Here is a 13,770-nt window from a genome sequence, read left to right as displayed (position 1 = left end):
CACCGGCCGGGTGGTGCTTGCCTTCGCCGACAACCGAACGAAACATCCCTTTTGTTGCTGCCGTGCACTGAAGGGATACGCCATGAGAGCCCCCGCCCTCTACTCGGCCGCCGGGACCTTGCTCCTGACCACTCTCGCGGCCGCCCCGGCCGGCAGCACGTCCGGCGCGTCGGGTGCTCCCGTCGCGGCCGAGGTGCGCGGCACCGCGACGGCCGCCGCGCGCGCCGAGGCCGAGGGCATCGCCTTCGGCAGGTGCGCCGAGGTGGAGGACCTGCCGGGCAACGTCCAGTGCGGCACGGTGTCCGTCCCGCTCGACTACGCACGCCCCGACGGGAAGCAGATCAAGCTCACCGTCAGCCGCGTGCGGGCCACCCACAAGGACCCGCACAACAGCAAGCGCAAGGTGCCCCGGCAGGGCGCCCTGGTCTTCAACCCGGGCGGTCCGGGCGCCTCCGGCATGTACTTCCCGCTGATCGGCGTGGTGCCCGAGTGGAAGCGGCTCGCGGCCGCGTACGACCTCGTCGGCTACGCCCCGCGTGGGGTGGGCCGTTCGGCGCCCCTGTCCTGCCAGGACCCCCGGCACTTCTTCAAGGCGCCCACCCTGGCACCGACGTACCCCTCGGAGTCGTACAAGCGGGAGCGCATCGCGCAGGCGAAGGCGTACGCGCGCGGCTGCGCCAAGCGGGCGGGCGGCATTCTGCGGCACTACACCTCGCTCAACAACGCCCGTGACCTCGACGTCCTGCGGGCCGCGCTGGGCGAGGAGAAGCTGACGTTCATGGGGGCGTCGTACGGCACCTACTTCGGGGCGCTGTACGCGACGCTGTTCCCCTCGCACGTACGGCGGATGGTGTTCGACTCGGCGGTGAACCCGGATCCGACGCAGGTCTGGTACCGCAACAACCTCGACCAGTCGGCCGCGTTCGAGGGCCGCTGGGCGGACTTCCGGGACTGGATCGCCAAGCACGACAAGGTGTACGGGCTCGGCGACACGGCGGACCGGGTGCAGCGCAGCTACGACAAGGCGGCGGCGCAGCTGGCGGCGGAGCCGGCGGGCGGCAAGGTCGGGCCCGGGCAGTTGCAGGGGGCGTTCCTGTCGGCCGGGTACTACGACGACTACTGGCCGCACCGGGCGGAGGCGCTCTCGTCGTATCTGAAGGGCGACCCGAAGCAGCTGATCCTTCAGGCGGGGCCGCATCCGGAGGCGGCGAAGGAGGCGGAGAACGGCAACGCGGTCTACACGGCCGTCGAGTGCAACGACGCGTCCTGGCCGACGGAGTGGAAGGTGTGGGACCGGGACAACACACGGCTGGCGCGGGTGGCGCCGTTCGAGACGTGGGACAACGTCTGGATGAACCTGCCCTGCGCGTACTGGTCGGCGCCGCGCCAGGAGCCGGTGGATGTGCGGACCGGTCCCGGTGAGCTGCCGCCGACGCTGATCCTGGCGGCCGAGCGGGACGCGGCGACGCCGTACGACGGCGCCCTGGAGATGCACCGGCGGCTGTGGGGCTCAGTGCTGGTGACCGAGCGGGACGCGGGCACGCACGGCATCGCCGGCGGCCCTAACGCGTGTGTGAACGGGCACGTGGACGCGTACCTGCTGGAGGGCAGCCTCCCGGTGCGGCGCGCGGCCTGCGCACCGCACCCGGAGCCCAAGCCGCGCGAGCAGTCCCGGAAGAAGCCGGCCACCCGGCCCGCGGCCTGATCAGGCGAGGCCCGCGACCAGCTCCGCGATGTCCTTGCGGCGGCCCGTGTAGAACGGGACCTCCTCACGGACGTGCATGCGGGCCTCGGAAGCGCGCAGGTGGCGCATGAGGTCGACGATGCGGTAGAGCTCGTCGGCCTCGAAGGCCAGCATCCACTCGTAGTCGCCGAGCGAGAACGAGGCGACCGTGTTGGCGCGGACGTCCGGGTAGCCGCGGGCCATCTTGCCGTGGTCGGCGAGCATGCGGCGGCGGTCCTCGTCGGGCAGCAGGTACCAGTCGTAGGACCGCACGAAGGGGTAGACGCTGACGTAGTTGCGCGGCGTCTCGTCGGCGAGGAACGCCGGGATGTGCGAGCGGTTGAACTCGGCGGGGCGGTGCAGCGCCATGTTCGACCAGACCGGCTCCAGGGCGCGGCCCAGCCTGGTGCGGCGGAAGAGGTTGTACGCCTCCTGGAGCTGGTCGCTGGTCTCCGCGTGCCACCAGATCATGAGGTCGGCGTCGGCGCGCAGCCCGGACACGTCGTAGGTGCCGCGGACGGTGACGTCCTTGGCGGCGAGCTGGTCGAACAGCTCCTGGACCTCGTCGGCGTAGCCCGCGCGGTCCTCGGGGAGCACGTCCTTCAGCTTGAAGACGGACCAGAGCGTGTAGCGGATGACCTCGTTGAGGTCCTTGGCCAGCTTGCCCTTGTTCGGGATCCGGCCGGCCTCGGGGGTGGGGGCGTCGTTGCTCATGGTCCTTATTCTCCTGCTCCTCCGTGCAGACTCTGCACCGGGTTGGCGGTGAGCTCCTGCACACCGCGGTCGTCGCCGTACACCTGGTCCACGGCCGCGTACGCGCTCGCGACGCACGCCGGGATGCCGACGCCGTCGTACTGCGCTCCGCAGACGGCGAGGCCCGGGAGCTTGGCCACGTGTTCGCGGATGCGGGCCACGCGCGCGTGGTGGCCGACGGGGTACTGGGGCAGGCCGTCGGTCCAGCGGGTGACGCGGGTTTCGAGAGGCGTGGCGTCGAGGTCGGTGGCGGTCCTGAGGTCGTGCCGGGAGACGTCCACGAGCTCGGCGTCCTCGCGCTCCAGGACCGCCGTCTCGCCGTAGCGGCCGACGGAGGTGCGCAGGACGACGACGTCGGGGTTCTCGTCGGCGATCCAGTCCCACTTCTGGGAGGCGAACGTGGACGCCTTGATGGTGCGGCCGTCGACCGGCGGCACGAGGAAGCCGCTGCCCGCGGGGAGGGCGGTGTCGGCGCGGCGGTAGGCGAGGGTGATCAGGGCCATGGAGGCGTACTCCACGGTGGCCAGTTCGGCGGCGGCCTCGGGGGCTTCGGCGCGCAGGAGGCTCGCTGCGGCCGGAGCGGGGACGGCGACGACCACGGAGTCGGCGTGCAGGACCCGGTCGCCGGCGACGACCCGCCAGCCCTCGGCTGCTTCGCGGCGCAGCCCGGTCACGGGCGTGCCGGTGAGGATCTCGCCCCCACGCGCGCGTACGGACTCGGCGACGGCGAGCGGCAGACTGCCCACGCCGCCCTCGATGCCCATGAACACGGGCCCGGTCTGCTGGTTGGCGGTGGCCTTCGCCTGGATCTCGCGGACCGCTTCCGTCAGCGAGGTGTGGCTCTTGGCGGCCTGGAAGAGCTGCGGGATCGCCGAGCGCATCGAGATGCGGTAGGCGTCCCCCGCGTACACGCCGCCGAGCATCGGCTCGATGAGCCGGTCGACGACCTCGCGGCCGAGGCGCTCCGCCACGTACGCGCCCACCGCCACGTCGTCGCCGATCTCCGTGGGCGGCAGGTCGGCGTCGCGCTCGATGCGGGCGAGGCCCTCGTCGGACAGGACGCCGGAGAGGGCGGCCGCGGTGCCGGGGACGCCCATCACATGGCCCCTGGGCATGGGGCGCAGGGCGCCGCGGGTCCAGATCGAGGCGGTCGCGGTGGCGGGTGGCCGCAGGCGGCTGTCGAGGCCGACCTCGCGGGCGAGCGCGAGCGCTTCCGGTCTGCGCGCCAGCATCGACTCGGCCCCGAGGTCCACGCGCGCGCCGGCGATCTCGCCGGGCAGCAGCTTGCCGCCGACGCGGCCGGTCGCCTCCAGGACGGTGACCCGTGCCCCGCGCTGCAGCAGCCGGTGCGCGGCGGCGAGGCCCGCGATCCCGGCTCCGATGACGACGACGTGCTCCGGCGTACCTGATCCGCTCATGGCTCCACCCTCTCAGACGCCCCCGCGAGCCCCGCCGGGGCCGTATGCCCCGTCCGAGTCCTGACCGTGACCGCATCGGGACCGTAGCGCTCCAACGTTCCGGTGCGTCCCGGCGTCGAAGGAGCGTCAGTTCGTCACGACCCTCGGGGGTAGGCCCATGCGCGCACGAAGTTCCGTACGACCGGTCCAGGCCCTGGCCGGGCTCCTGCTCGCCGCGGCTCTCGCCCTGACCGGCTGCAGCGGCTCGGGGGACGATTCCGGCGGCGCCTCGGGTGACTCCGACGTTGGCCAGTCGCAGGCCAAGGAGGCCGCGCCGGGCGCCGCCGCCGACGACGCGGCCGGCGGCGGCAAGCAGGCCCCTACCGCGCCCGAGCTCCCGACGAGCCACATCATCCGTACCGCCGAACTGACCGTGCAGGTCAAGAACGTACCGAAGGCGCTGGAAGCGGCCCGTACGGCCACCGTGAACGCGGGCGGCTACGTCGGCAAGGAGGCCACCTTCCGCGACGAGGAGGGCACCGAGGAGACGCAGGTGACCCTGCGGGTGCCCGCCGACCGGTACGAGGAGGTCCTGGCCGAGCTGGAGGGCTCGGGCAAGCTGATGGAGCGCAAGGCGAAGGCGCAGGACGTCACCGACCAGGTCGTCGACGTGGAGAGCCGCATCAAGACGCAGCGCGCGAGCGTGGCCCGGATCCGGGAGCTGATGGACCAGGCCACCAAGCTCAGCGATGTGGTCACCCTGGAGGGCGAGCTGAGCACCCGTCAGGCCGACCTGGAGGCGCTGCTCGCCCGGCAGGCGTCCCTGAAGGACCGCACGAGCCTGGCCACGATCACCCTGTCCCTGTCCGAGAAGCCGGTCGTGAAGGCCACCGAGGACGACGACCCGGGGGTCCTGGACGCGCTGGCGGGCGGCTGGGGCGCGTTCGTGTCGATGCTGCGCTGGATCGTGGTCGCCGTGGCCGCGGTGCTGCCCTTCGCCGCGGTACTGGCCCTGATCCTCCTGATCTGGCTGCGCTGGGTACGCCCCCGGCTGCCCCGCCGCCCGACCCCGGCGGGCGCGTTGAGCACCCTGGGTCCCCTGCCGACGGCCCGCCCGGCACCGCAGCCCGGACGCACCGAGCAGCAGGGCGAGCAGGACTGAAATGCCCTGCCCACGTAGCGTGTTCGCATGAACATGAGCGCTGCGAGCGAACGGCTGGTCGTGATCGGCGGTGACGCCGCGGGAATGTCCGCGGCGTCGCAGGCGCGTCGGCTGAAGGGGCCCGGGGAACTGGAGATCGTGGCGTTCGAGCGGGGCCACTTCACCTCGTACTCGGCCTGCGGCATCCCGTACTGGGTGGGCGGCGACGTCGAGGAGCGCGATCAGCTGATCGCGCGTACGCCCGAGGAGCACCGGGCCCGTGACATCGATCTGCGCATGCGCACGGAGGTCACGGAGATCGACGTGGCCGGGCAGCGGGTACGCGCGCGTGACCTCGATTCGGGGGCCGAGTCCTGGACGTCGTACGACAAACTCGTGATCGCGACCGGCGCCCGCCCCATCCGCCCCCAGATGCCGGGGGCCGACGCACCGGGCGTCCACGGTGTGCAGACCCTGGACGACGGCCAGGCCCTGCTGGACACGCTGGCACGCACGCGTGGCCGCGACGCGGTGGTGGTCGGCGCCGGGTACATCGGGGTCGAGATGGCCGAGGCCCTCATCAACCGCGGCTACGAGGTGACCGTCGTCAACCGCGGCAGCGAGCCGATGTCCACGCTCGACGCGGACATGGGCCGCCTGGTGCACGAGGCGATGGAGGGCATGGGGATCACCATGGTCAACGACGCCGAGGTCACCAAGGTCCTGACCGGCGACGACGGCCGGGTGCGCGCGGTGGCCACGCAGGACGCGGAGTATCCGGCGGACGTGGTGGTGCTGGGCATCGGCGTACGCCCTGAGACCTCGCTGGCCAAGGCAGCGGGGCTGCCCGTGGGGCAGCACGACGGGCTGCTGACCGACCTGGCCATGCGGGTGCGCGGCCACGAGAACATCTGGGCGGGCGGCGACTGCGTGGAGGTCCTGGACCTGGTCTCCGGACAGGAACGGCACGTCGCGCTCGGCACCCACGCCAACAAGCACGGCCAGGTCATCGGCGCGAACGTGGGCGGCGGCTACGCGACCTTCCCGGGCGTGGTCGGCACGGCCGTGAGCAAGGTCTGCGACCTGGAGATCGCCCGCACGGGTCTGCGGGAGAAGGACGCGCGCCGGGCGGGGCTCCGGTTCGAGACGGTCACCGTCGAGTCCACGTCCCGCGCGGGCTACTACCCCGGCGCCTCCCCCATGACGGTCAAGATGCTCGCCGAGCGCCGCACGGGGCGGCTCCTCGGTGTGCAGATCGTCGGGAGGGAGGGCGCGGCCAAGCGGGTCGACATCGCGGCGGTCGCCTTGACGGCCGGGATGACGGTGGAGGCGATGACAGCCCTGGACCTGGGCTACGCCCCACCGTTCAGCCCGGTGTGGGACCCGGTACTGGTGGCGGCCCGCAAGGCCGCGCTGAAAGTGCGGGCCTCCTGACGGTTATGCCGAGCCGTTGATCCTCTCGATGGCCTGGCGGGCCTGGTCGGCGGCGGGACGGGGCGGCAGGGACGAGACGGAGGCGCTCGGGGCGGCCACCGCCGGCGGCTGCTCCCCCGCCGGTTTCGCGTGGGCCGCGGGCCGGGTCGACCGCAGCCGGTGGCTCACCGCCTCGTCGAGGGTCACGGGTCGCTGCATCTGCGAGGCGAGCCGCCCCGCGTCCTGGCCCAGCCGGGCCACGTCTTCCCAGGGCAGCCGCAGCACGACGGCCACTTCCGCCTCGCCGTCCGGCAGTGCGTGTATCGGAGGGGTAACTCGGTCGTTCATCGCCTGTTCCTCACGTTCACCCCGCGACCCGCCTTCCCCGTGCCGCGGACGGTTGAGGAGTCATACGCACGCGTGCGTGCCCGCGTTCAAGACACGGCACCGATTCGCGGACCACATCGGGGGCAGTACTTCCTTGTGGTCATCCCCGTCCATGACGTGAACCCGGTGCGTCGCACCCCCGTGGTGACGTACGCGCTCATCGCCGCGAACGTACTGGTCTTCCTGTACATGCCCGGCCTCGCCGGCTCCGTGGCGGGCGACAGCGGTCTGTCCCAGCTCTGCCATCTGCAGGCGTTCCTCGATCACTACGCCGCCGTGCCCCAGGAGTTGATCCACCATCAGCTGCCGCGGATGGTCCCCACCGGTGGCGTGAGTCCGGGCGGCGCGGGCTGCGCGGTCGGCCCGCCGGCGTACGACAAGTCACCCGTGCAATCCGTGTTCACCGCGATGTTCCTGCACGGCGGCTGGCTGCACCTGCTGGGCAACATGCTCTTCCTGCTGATCTTCGGCAACAACGTCGAGGACCGCATGGGCCATGTGCGGTTCGCGCTGTTCTACGTCGTCTGCGGCTACGCGGCGTCGTACGGCTTCGCGCTGCTCAACGACGACTCGGGCGACCCTCTGATCGGCGCGTCCGGGGCCATCGCCGGGGTGCTCGGCGCCTATCTGGTGCTGTATCCGAAGGCCAGGGTGTGGGTGCTGGTGCCGTTCCTGGTCTTCCTGCCGCTCCGGCTGCCGGCCTGGCTGGTGCTGGGCTTCTGGTTCGTGCTGCAGGCGGTGTACTCGTCCGGCGAGGGCGTCTCCGACGCCGGGACGGTGGCGTATGCGGCGCACGTCGTGGGCTTCCTCGCGGGCATGCTGCTCGCCTGGCCGCTCAAGGCGGGCACGCCTGCGCCGCCGGAACCGCGCGGTCTGCTGTTCGGCAGGAAGGCACGGCCCCGGCACACCTGGTAGGTCAGTGGGCGGTCCGCGTGTGGACGTACTCCACGAGCCGGGTCAGCGCGTCCGGGTCGGTGGACGGCATGACACCGTGGCCGAGGTTGAAGACATGGCCCTCGAGGTCCTTCGCCGTCTCCAGCACCTCACGGGTCTTGGCCTCGACGGCCTCGGTGCCGGCGAACAGGACGGTCGGGTCGAGGTTGCCCTGGAGCGCCTTGCCGGGGCCGACCCGGCGGACCGCCTCGTCGAGCGGGACGCGCCAGTCGACGCCGACGACGTCCGCGCCGGCCTCGCCCATCAGCCCGAGGAGCTCACCGGTGCCGACACCGAAGTGGATGCGCGGCACGCCGTACCCGGCGACCGCGTCGAAGACCTTGGCGGAGGCGGGCATCACCGAGCGGCGGTAGTCCACCGGGGCGAGGGCGCCGGCCCACGAGTCGAACAGCTGGACCGCCGAGGCGCCCGCCTCGATCTGCACCTTCAGGAAGGCGGCCGTGATCTCCGCGAGACGGTCGAGCAGGTCGGCCCAGAGCTCGGGGTCGCCGTACATCATCGCCTTGGCGTTCTCGTACGTCCGCGACGGGCCGCCCTCGACGAGGTAACTCGCAAGGGTGAAAGGCGCGCCCGCGAAACCGATCAGCGGGGTGGCGCCGAGTTCGCGGGTCAGCAGGCCGATCGCCTCGGTGACGTAGGAGACGTCCTCGGGGGTGAGGTCACGCAGCTGGGCCAGGTCGGCGCGGGTGCGGATCGGCTTCTCGACGACCGGGCCGACGCCGGGCTTGATGTCGAGGTCGATGCCGATGGCCTTGAGCGGGACGACGATGTCGCTGAAGTAGATCGCCGCGTCCACGTCGTGCCGGCGCACCGGCTGGAGGGTGATCTCGGTGACCAGCTCGGGCCGCATGCAGGACTCGAGCATGCCGACGCCCTCGCGGACCTTGCGGTACTCCGGCAGTGAGCGCCCGGCCTGCCGCATGAACCACACCGGGGTGTGCGGCACGGGCTCGCGCCTGCAGGCCTTGAGAAAGGCGGAATCGTACGTGGCGGTCGGCGGCTGGCTCTCGTTGGCACTCACGGGGAAAGTCTCGCACGGTGGCAAGGGCGGTTCTCCACGCCGGTCGGCATCCGCGAGGGCCCCCGTGGCGGGCCCCGGGGTGTCTGGCCCGCGCCGAGCCATGGTTCCCCTAATCTTCCCGCATGGCTGCGGCTCAGGGACGACTGTCGGACGGCGCTGGCGGAATGGACGACGCGAAGGAGGGGGACCGGAATGCGAGCAGTGACGCTCCGCCACTCTTCCGGGCCGCCGTCGATGCACTGAGGGCGGCCCGGCTCCGGCCGCAGATCGAGGTGGAGCCGACGCGCGCGCCGCAGCGGCTCGCGCCCTTCGCGTACGCGCTGGAGGCCGCGGTCGTCGACGGCGACCAGGATCTGGCCGACGGCCGGCTGGTGCTGCTGCACGACCCGGACGGTCATGACGCCTGGCGGGGCACGTTCCGGCTGGTGACGCTGGTGCGGGCGGAGCTGGAGCCGGAGATGGCGGCGGACCCGCTGCTGCCCGACGTGTGCTGGTCGTGGCTGACGGGTGCGCTCCAGGCGCGCGGGCTGGCGTGCGGTGAGCCGAGCGGCACGGTCACGCGTGCGAGCTCCCACTACTTCGGGGGCCTCGCCGAGCGTCCGCCCGCCTCCCAGATCGAGATCCGGGCGTCCTGGACGCCTCGTGAGGGCCTGGGCGGCGTACCGGACACGGCGGGTCACCTGACGGCCTGGTGCGATCTGCTGGCCCAGGTCGCGGGCCTGCCGCCGGCCGGCCCGGGCGACGCGTCGGTGGTGACGCTGCCGCAGCGGCGGGGACCGCAGTCCCGCTGACACCACCCCCATCGGCACGGTCTTCGCGTCGCCTTTTGACGTCCTCTTTGACATCACTTTGTCGATACGGCCACTTTCAGTCGCGAACGAGCCCTCGAACGAACCGATTCGTTCACCGAACGATCGACCGCGTGTCCGAATTGCACGGATTGTTACTCACTAGATCGTGATCTTTCTCTAAAGGCCTACGGGTTTGATGCCGAAGACGTCTGTGACCTCACAGCCGTCCCCCACCCCAGGAGGCCTGGTGTCCGTTCTCCTCGAGCAGCCCGCAAGCCTGGTCGCCTACCGCCCGAACAAGCCGACCGCGATGGTGGTGGCGGCCGACCCGCGCGTCCGCTCCACCGTCACCCGCCACCTCTGGGCGCTCGGTGTCCGCGATGTCATCGAGGCCTCGTCCGTCGCCGAGGCCCGTCCCCGTATCGGCAACCCCCGTGACATCTGCGTCGCCGACGTCCACCTGCCCGACGGATCCGGCCTGACCCTCCTGTCCGAGACCCGCGCCGCGGGCTGGCCCAACGGCCTCGCCCTCTCCGCGGCCGACGACATCGGCGCCGTGCGCAACGCCCTCGCGGGCGGCGTCAAGGGCTACGTCGTCACCGGCACCCGTACCAACGTCGGGCTCCCCACCCGACCGGGCGCCGCGCCCATCGGCTCCCGCGCCGCCGGAATGCACCGCCGCCCCCCGGGTGCCCCGAGCCACCCGGGCGGTTACCGCGAGCTCTCCGGCCGCGAGGTCGAGGTGCTGCGACTGGTCGCGGAGGGCCAGTCCAACAAGGCCATCGGCGTCTCGATGGGCCTGTCCGCGCTGACCGTCAAGAGCCACCTCGCCCGTATCGCCCGCAAGCTGGGCACCGGCGACCGCGCCGGCATGGTCGCGGTGGCCCTGCGGACGGGCATCATCCACTGACCTTCCACCCTTCACGGACGTGAACCGGATCAGTCCTGGATCCGGGACACGCCCCCGATCGGTCGTGAACCCGAGGGATTCACCGACCTGACTGGTTTACGACCCTCAAGCGCCCGTCGACGGAACGTTCCGTCGGCGGGCGCTGTCCATACACAGATACCCTTGACAGGTGACCGACGCCCAAGAGACCGCAGCAGACAGCTCACTGCGAACCACCGGAGGCGCCCCTCCGGACGACGGCGGATCTTCTGTTACGGGGGCGCCCGAACCCGAACCGGGTCCAGAGCCGATTCCTTTGCTCGAACCGCGCGAGGGCATCCCGCCCGTGGTCGCCGACGAGGACAGCCTCGCCCGGGTGATCGCCGCGTTCGCGGCCGGCTCCGGACCCGTCGCCGTCGACGCCGAACGCGCGTCCGGCTATCGCTACGGACAGCGTGCCTACCTGGTCCAGCTGCGCCGCGAGGGCGCGGGGAGCGCGCTGATCGACCCCGTGGCCTGTCCCGACCTGTCCGGGCTCGGCGAGGCGCTCTCCGGGGTGGAGTGGGTGCTGCACGCCGCCACACAGGACCTGCCGTGTCTGCGCGAGATAGGCATGGTGCCCACCTCCCTCTTCGACACCGAGCTCGCCGGACGGCTCGCCGGGTTCCCCCGGGTCGGCCTCGGCGCGATGGTCGAGGGCGTCCTGGGCTTCGTACTCGAAAAGGGACACTCCGCCGTCGACTGGTCGACCCGTCCGCTGCCCGAGCCGTGGCTGCGCTACGCGGCGCTGGACGTGGAGCTCCTCGTCGACCTGCGGGACGCGCTGGAGAAGGAGCTGGACCGGCAGGGGAAGCTGGAGTGGGCGCGACAGGAGTTCGACGCGATCGCCGCCGCGCCGCCTGCCGAGCCGCGCAAGGATCCCTGGCGCCGGACGTCCGGGATGCACAAGGTGCGGCGGCGCCGGCAGCTGGCCGTGGTGCGGGAGCTCTGGCAGACGCGCGACCGGATCGCCCAGCGGCGGGACGTGTCGCCGGGCAAGGTGCTGTCCGACCTGGCCATCGTGGAGGCGGCGTTGGCGCTGCCGGCCGACGCCCAGGCCCTCGCCGCGCTGAACGGGTACGGACAGCGGATGGGGCGGCGGCAGCTGGAGCAGTGGCAGGCGGCCGTGGATCGGGCCAAGGGGCTGCCCGAGACGCAGTTGCCCGCGCCCGGGCAGCCGGTCACCGGGCCGCCGCCGCCACGCGCCTGGGCCGACAAGGACCCCGCCGCCGCGGCCCGGTTGTCCGCGGCCCGCGCCGGGGTTTCCGCGCTGGCCGAGCGGCTCAACATGCCCCAGGAGAACCTGATCACTCCGGACACGGTCCGGCGGGTCTGCTGGGAGCCGCCGAAGGGTGTCGACGCGGAGTCCGTGGGGGCGGCGCTCGCGGGGTACGGGGCTCGGCCCTGGCAGGTGGAGCTTGTCACTCCGGTTCTCGTGAGTGCCTTGTCCGCCTAGTTCCGCGCGCCCCTTTCGGGGCGCGTCACCTCGTCGCTCCTCGCATGAAGCCGTTGTAGATGAAGCGTTGCAGGCTCAGGAACACCACCAGCGTCGGGAGGATCACCAGCACCGCTCCCGCCGAGATGACCTCCCAGTGCGCCGCGTAGGGGCCTCGGAAGCGGAAGAGGGACGTCGAGATCACGCCAAGATCTTCCGACGGCATATAGAGGAAGGGGATGTAGAAGTCGTTGTATACGGTGATCCCCTTCACGATCACCACCGTCGCGATCGCGGGCTTCAGCAGCGGGAAGATGATCCGCCAGTAGATGGTGAACGTGTTGGCCCCGTCCAGGCGGGCCGACTCGTCCAGGGAGATCGGGATCGACCGGACGAACTGCAGGAAGATGTAGATCGAGACGATGTCGGTGCCCATGTAGAGCGCGATCGGCGCCCACAGGGTGTCGAACATGCCGAAGCTGTTGACGATCTGGAAGGTCGCCACCTGGGTCGTGACGCCGGGGACCAGCGCGGCGACGAGGAAGAGCGCCACCACCAGCTTGCGGAAGCGGAAGGTGAAGCGGTCGATGGCGTACGCGGTCATCGAGCCGATGAGGACCGTGCCGCCGATCGAGACCAGCAGGATGACCGCCGTGTTGGCGAAGGCGGAGAGCATCTCGCCGTCGCGGAACGCCGACGCGTAGTTGCCGAAGTTCAGCAGGTTGTCGGGGAGGTCCAGGGCGCCGCTCGAGTTCGCCATCTCCGTCTCCGACTTGAGGGAGGTCAGGAGGACGACGACCAGCGGGAGCAGGACCACCACGGTCGCGGCGATCAGGGACAGGTACACGAGGGTGCGGGACACCGCGTGGCGTGTCATACGAGATCCACCTTGTCGTCGGGCACCAGACGCCGCTGGACCCAGGTCACCAGCAGGATGATCAGCAGCAGGACCACCGCGGCGGCCGAGGCGAGGCCCGTCTTGTTGAAGCGGAAGGCCAGGTTCACCGTCTGGATCACGAAGGTCTCGGTACCGGTGGCGCCGCCGGTCATGATGTAGGGGATCTCGAAGGCCGAGAGCGAGCCGGAGATCGAGAGGATGACCGTCAGCGTCAGCACCGGTTTGATGCCCGGCGCGATGATGTAGCGGAACTGGTGCCAGCGGTTCGCGCCGTCCAGTTCGGCCGCCTCGTACAGCTCCCCCGGGATCGACTGGATCGCACCCAGGAACAGGACGAAGTTCAGGCCCAGATAGCGCCACATCGAGACGCCGGCGAGCGAGGTGTTCGCGGAGACCGGGGTGCCGAGCCAGGCGTGGTCGGTCGTCACTCCGAAGAGGCTCAGGACCGAGTCGAGGGTGCCGCCGTCCTGGAAGAAGTACAGGAAGACGAAGCCAATCGCCACCCCGTTGATCAGATACGGGAAGAACAGCACGCCCTTGAAGAAGTTCCGGAAGCGGATGTTGAAGCTCAGGATCGTCGCGAAGTAGAGCGCGGCGACGATCTGCAGGGCGGAGGCGGCCAGGTAGTAGCCGCTGACCCAGAAGACCTCGAAGAGTTCCGGACGGGTGAAGATCTCCTCGTAGTTCCCGACGCCCGTGTAGTGCAGTTCGGGACTCACGCCGTCCCAGTCGGTGAGGCTGTACGCCACCATGTTGGCGATCGGCGCGTAGGTGAAGGTGACCAGCAGCGCGAGCGGGGCCAGGAGGAAGAGCCACGGGGTGACCCCGCGCCACACCCGGTGCTTGCGGGCGGCGGGGGCCGGGACGGGGACGGCCGGTGCCGCCCCCGTGGCGGTCTTCTCCGCCGCCTTGTGAGTGGTGTCCGTCAT

The 13,770-nt window shown here is 71.3% G+C and carries 13 protein-coding genes; 7 read left to right on the top strand and 6 right to left on the bottom strand.

Going from position 1 to position 13,770, the window contains the following annotated elements; translation table 11 throughout:
- Positions 1 to 82 precede the first annotated feature (82 nt).
- A complete protein-coding gene (locus tag OG381_RS34880) occupies positions 83 to 1,705 on the top strand; it encodes an alpha/beta hydrolase (RefSeq protein ID WP_327719972.1) in 1,623 nt (540 codons plus the stop codon).
- Here OG381_RS34880 and hemQ read toward each other — a convergent pair whose 3' ends face one another.
- Both hemQ and hemG read right to left on the bottom strand, forming a co-directional pair.
- Positions 1,706 to 2,437: a hydrogen peroxide-dependent heme synthase gene (gene hemQ, locus OG381_RS34875; RefSeq protein WP_327719971.1), complete on the bottom strand. Its 732-nt coding sequence runs from the start codon at positions 2,435 to 2,437 to the stop codon at positions 1,706 to 1,708. It lies immediately after the preceding gene.
- 5 nt (positions 2,438 to 2,442) lie between these two features.
- Complete coding sequence (hemG, locus tag OG381_RS34870) at positions 2,443 to 3,894, bottom strand: protoporphyrinogen oxidase (RefSeq protein WP_327719970.1); 1,452 nt, start codon at positions 3,892 to 3,894, stop codon at positions 2,443 to 2,445.
- Positions 3,895 to 4,051: 157 nt separating this feature from the next.
- Between hemG and OG381_RS34865 the strand changes: the two genes are divergently transcribed.
- Complete coding sequence (locus OG381_RS34865) at positions 4,052 to 5,035, top strand: DUF4349 domain-containing protein (protein WP_327719969.1); 984 nt, start codon at positions 4,052 to 4,054, stop codon at positions 5,033 to 5,035.
- A 27-nt stretch (positions 5,036 to 5,062) separates the two neighbouring features.
- A complete protein-coding gene (locus OG381_RS34860; RefSeq protein ID WP_327719968.1) occupies positions 5,063 to 6,448 on the top strand; it encodes an FAD-dependent oxidoreductase in 1,386 nt (461 codons plus the stop codon).
- 3 nt (positions 6,449 to 6,451) lie between these two features.
- Here the strand turns inward: OG381_RS34860 and OG381_RS34855 are convergent, their stop codons facing one another.
- The gene (locus OG381_RS34855) at positions 6,452 to 6,775 is read right to left on the bottom strand and encodes a hypothetical protein (RefSeq protein ID WP_046260007.1); all 324 of its coding nucleotides are present in this window, start codon (positions 6,773 to 6,775) and stop codon (positions 6,452 to 6,454) included.
- A gap of 135 nt (positions 6,776 to 6,910) precedes the next feature.
- Here OG381_RS34855 and OG381_RS34850 point away from each other — a divergent pair, with 135 nt between their 5' ends.
- Entirely contained in the window at positions 6,911 to 7,729 is an 819-nt protein-coding gene (locus OG381_RS34850) for a rhomboid family intramembrane serine protease (RefSeq protein ID WP_327719967.1), read from the top strand.
- Between the two features lies 1 nt (position 7,730).
- Here OG381_RS34850 and hemE read toward each other — a convergent pair whose 3' ends face one another.
- Complete coding sequence (gene hemE, locus OG381_RS34845; protein ID WP_307024704.1) at positions 7,731 to 8,789, bottom strand: uroporphyrinogen decarboxylase; 1,059 nt, start codon at positions 8,787 to 8,789, stop codon at positions 7,731 to 7,733.
- 122 nt (positions 8,790 to 8,911) lie between these two features.
- On the opposite strand from hemE, the gene OG381_RS34840 reads away from it, so the two are divergent.
- The 3 genes from OG381_RS34840 to OG381_RS34830 all read left to right on the top strand — a co-directional run bounded on the left by OG381_RS34840 (position 8,912) and on the right by OG381_RS34830 (position 11,964).
- The gene (locus OG381_RS34840; RefSeq protein ID WP_327719966.1) at positions 8,912 to 9,580 is read left to right on the top strand and encodes a DUF3000 domain-containing protein; all 669 of its coding nucleotides are present in this window, start codon (positions 8,912 to 8,914) and stop codon (positions 9,578 to 9,580) included.
- Positions 9,581 to 9,827: 247 nt separating this feature from the next.
- Positions 9,828 to 10,490: a response regulator transcription factor gene (locus OG381_RS34835; RefSeq protein ID WP_327719965.1), complete on the top strand. Its 663-nt coding sequence runs from the start codon at positions 9,828 to 9,830 to the stop codon at positions 10,488 to 10,490.
- Between the two features lie 169 nt (positions 10,491 to 10,659).
- On the top strand, positions 10,660 to 11,964 hold the full coding sequence (locus tag OG381_RS34830) for a ribonuclease D (protein ID WP_327719964.1): 1,305 nt from the start codon (positions 10,660 to 10,662) through the stop codon (positions 11,962 to 11,964).
- Positions 11,965 to 11,989: 25 nt separating this feature from the next.
- On the opposite strand, the gene OG381_RS34825 is transcribed toward OG381_RS34830, so the two are convergent.
- Both OG381_RS34825 and OG381_RS34820 read right to left on the bottom strand, forming a co-directional pair.
- Positions 11,990 to 12,820: a carbohydrate ABC transporter permease gene (locus OG381_RS34825; RefSeq protein ID WP_327719963.1), complete on the bottom strand. Its 831-nt coding sequence runs from the start codon at positions 12,818 to 12,820 to the stop codon at positions 11,990 to 11,992.
- Positions 12,817 to 13,770, bottom strand: a complete 954-nt coding sequence (locus tag OG381_RS34820; protein ID WP_327719962.1) for a carbohydrate ABC transporter permease — start codon at positions 13,768 to 13,770, stop codon at positions 12,817 to 12,819. Before OG381_RS34820 ends, OG381_RS34825 begins: the two co-directional genes overlap by 4 nt.

The organism is Streptomyces sp. NBC_00490 (genome assembly GCF_036013645.1).
In the GTDB taxonomy this organism is placed as follows: domain Bacteria; phylum Actinomycetota; class Actinomycetes; order Streptomycetales; family Streptomycetaceae; genus Streptomyces; species Streptomyces canus_F.
Note: the sequence above shows the minus strand (reverse complement) of the source record. Positions and strands in the feature narration are given on the sequence as shown.

Bases quoted from the DNA above. Each gene is read 5' to 3' on its own strand.
- OG381_RS34880 (WP_327719972.1), top strand. From the start codon at position 83: ATGAGAGCCCCCGCCCTCTACTCGGCCGCCGGGACCTTGCTCCTGACC.
- hemQ (WP_327719971.1), bottom strand. From the start codon at position 2,437: ATGAGCAACGACGCCCCCACCCCCGAGGCCGGCCGGATCCCGAACAAG.
- hemG (WP_327719970.1), bottom strand. From the start codon at position 3,894: ATGAGCGGATCAGGTACGCCGGAGCACGTCGTCGTCATCGGAGCCGGG.
- OG381_RS34865 (WP_327719969.1), top strand. From the start codon at position 4,052: ATGCGCGCACGAAGTTCCGTACGACCGGTCCAGGCCCTGGCCGGGCTC.
- OG381_RS34860 (WP_327719968.1), top strand. From the start codon at position 5,063: ATGAACATGAGCGCTGCGAGCGAACGGCTGGTCGTGATCGGCGGTGAC.
- OG381_RS34855 (WP_046260007.1), bottom strand. From the start codon at position 6,775: ATGAACGACCGAGTTACCCCTCCGATACACGCACTGCCGGACGGCGAG.
- OG381_RS34840 (WP_327719966.1), top strand. From the start codon at position 8,912: ATGGCTGCGGCTCAGGGACGACTGTCGGACGGCGCTGGCGGAATGGAC.
- OG381_RS34825 (WP_327719963.1), bottom strand. From the start codon at position 12,820: ATGACACGCCACGCGGTGTCCCGCACCCTCGTGTACCTGTCCCTGATC.
- OG381_RS34820 (WP_327719962.1), bottom strand. From the start codon at position 13,770: ATGACGGACACCACTCACAAGGCGGCGGAGAAGACCGCCACGGGGGCG.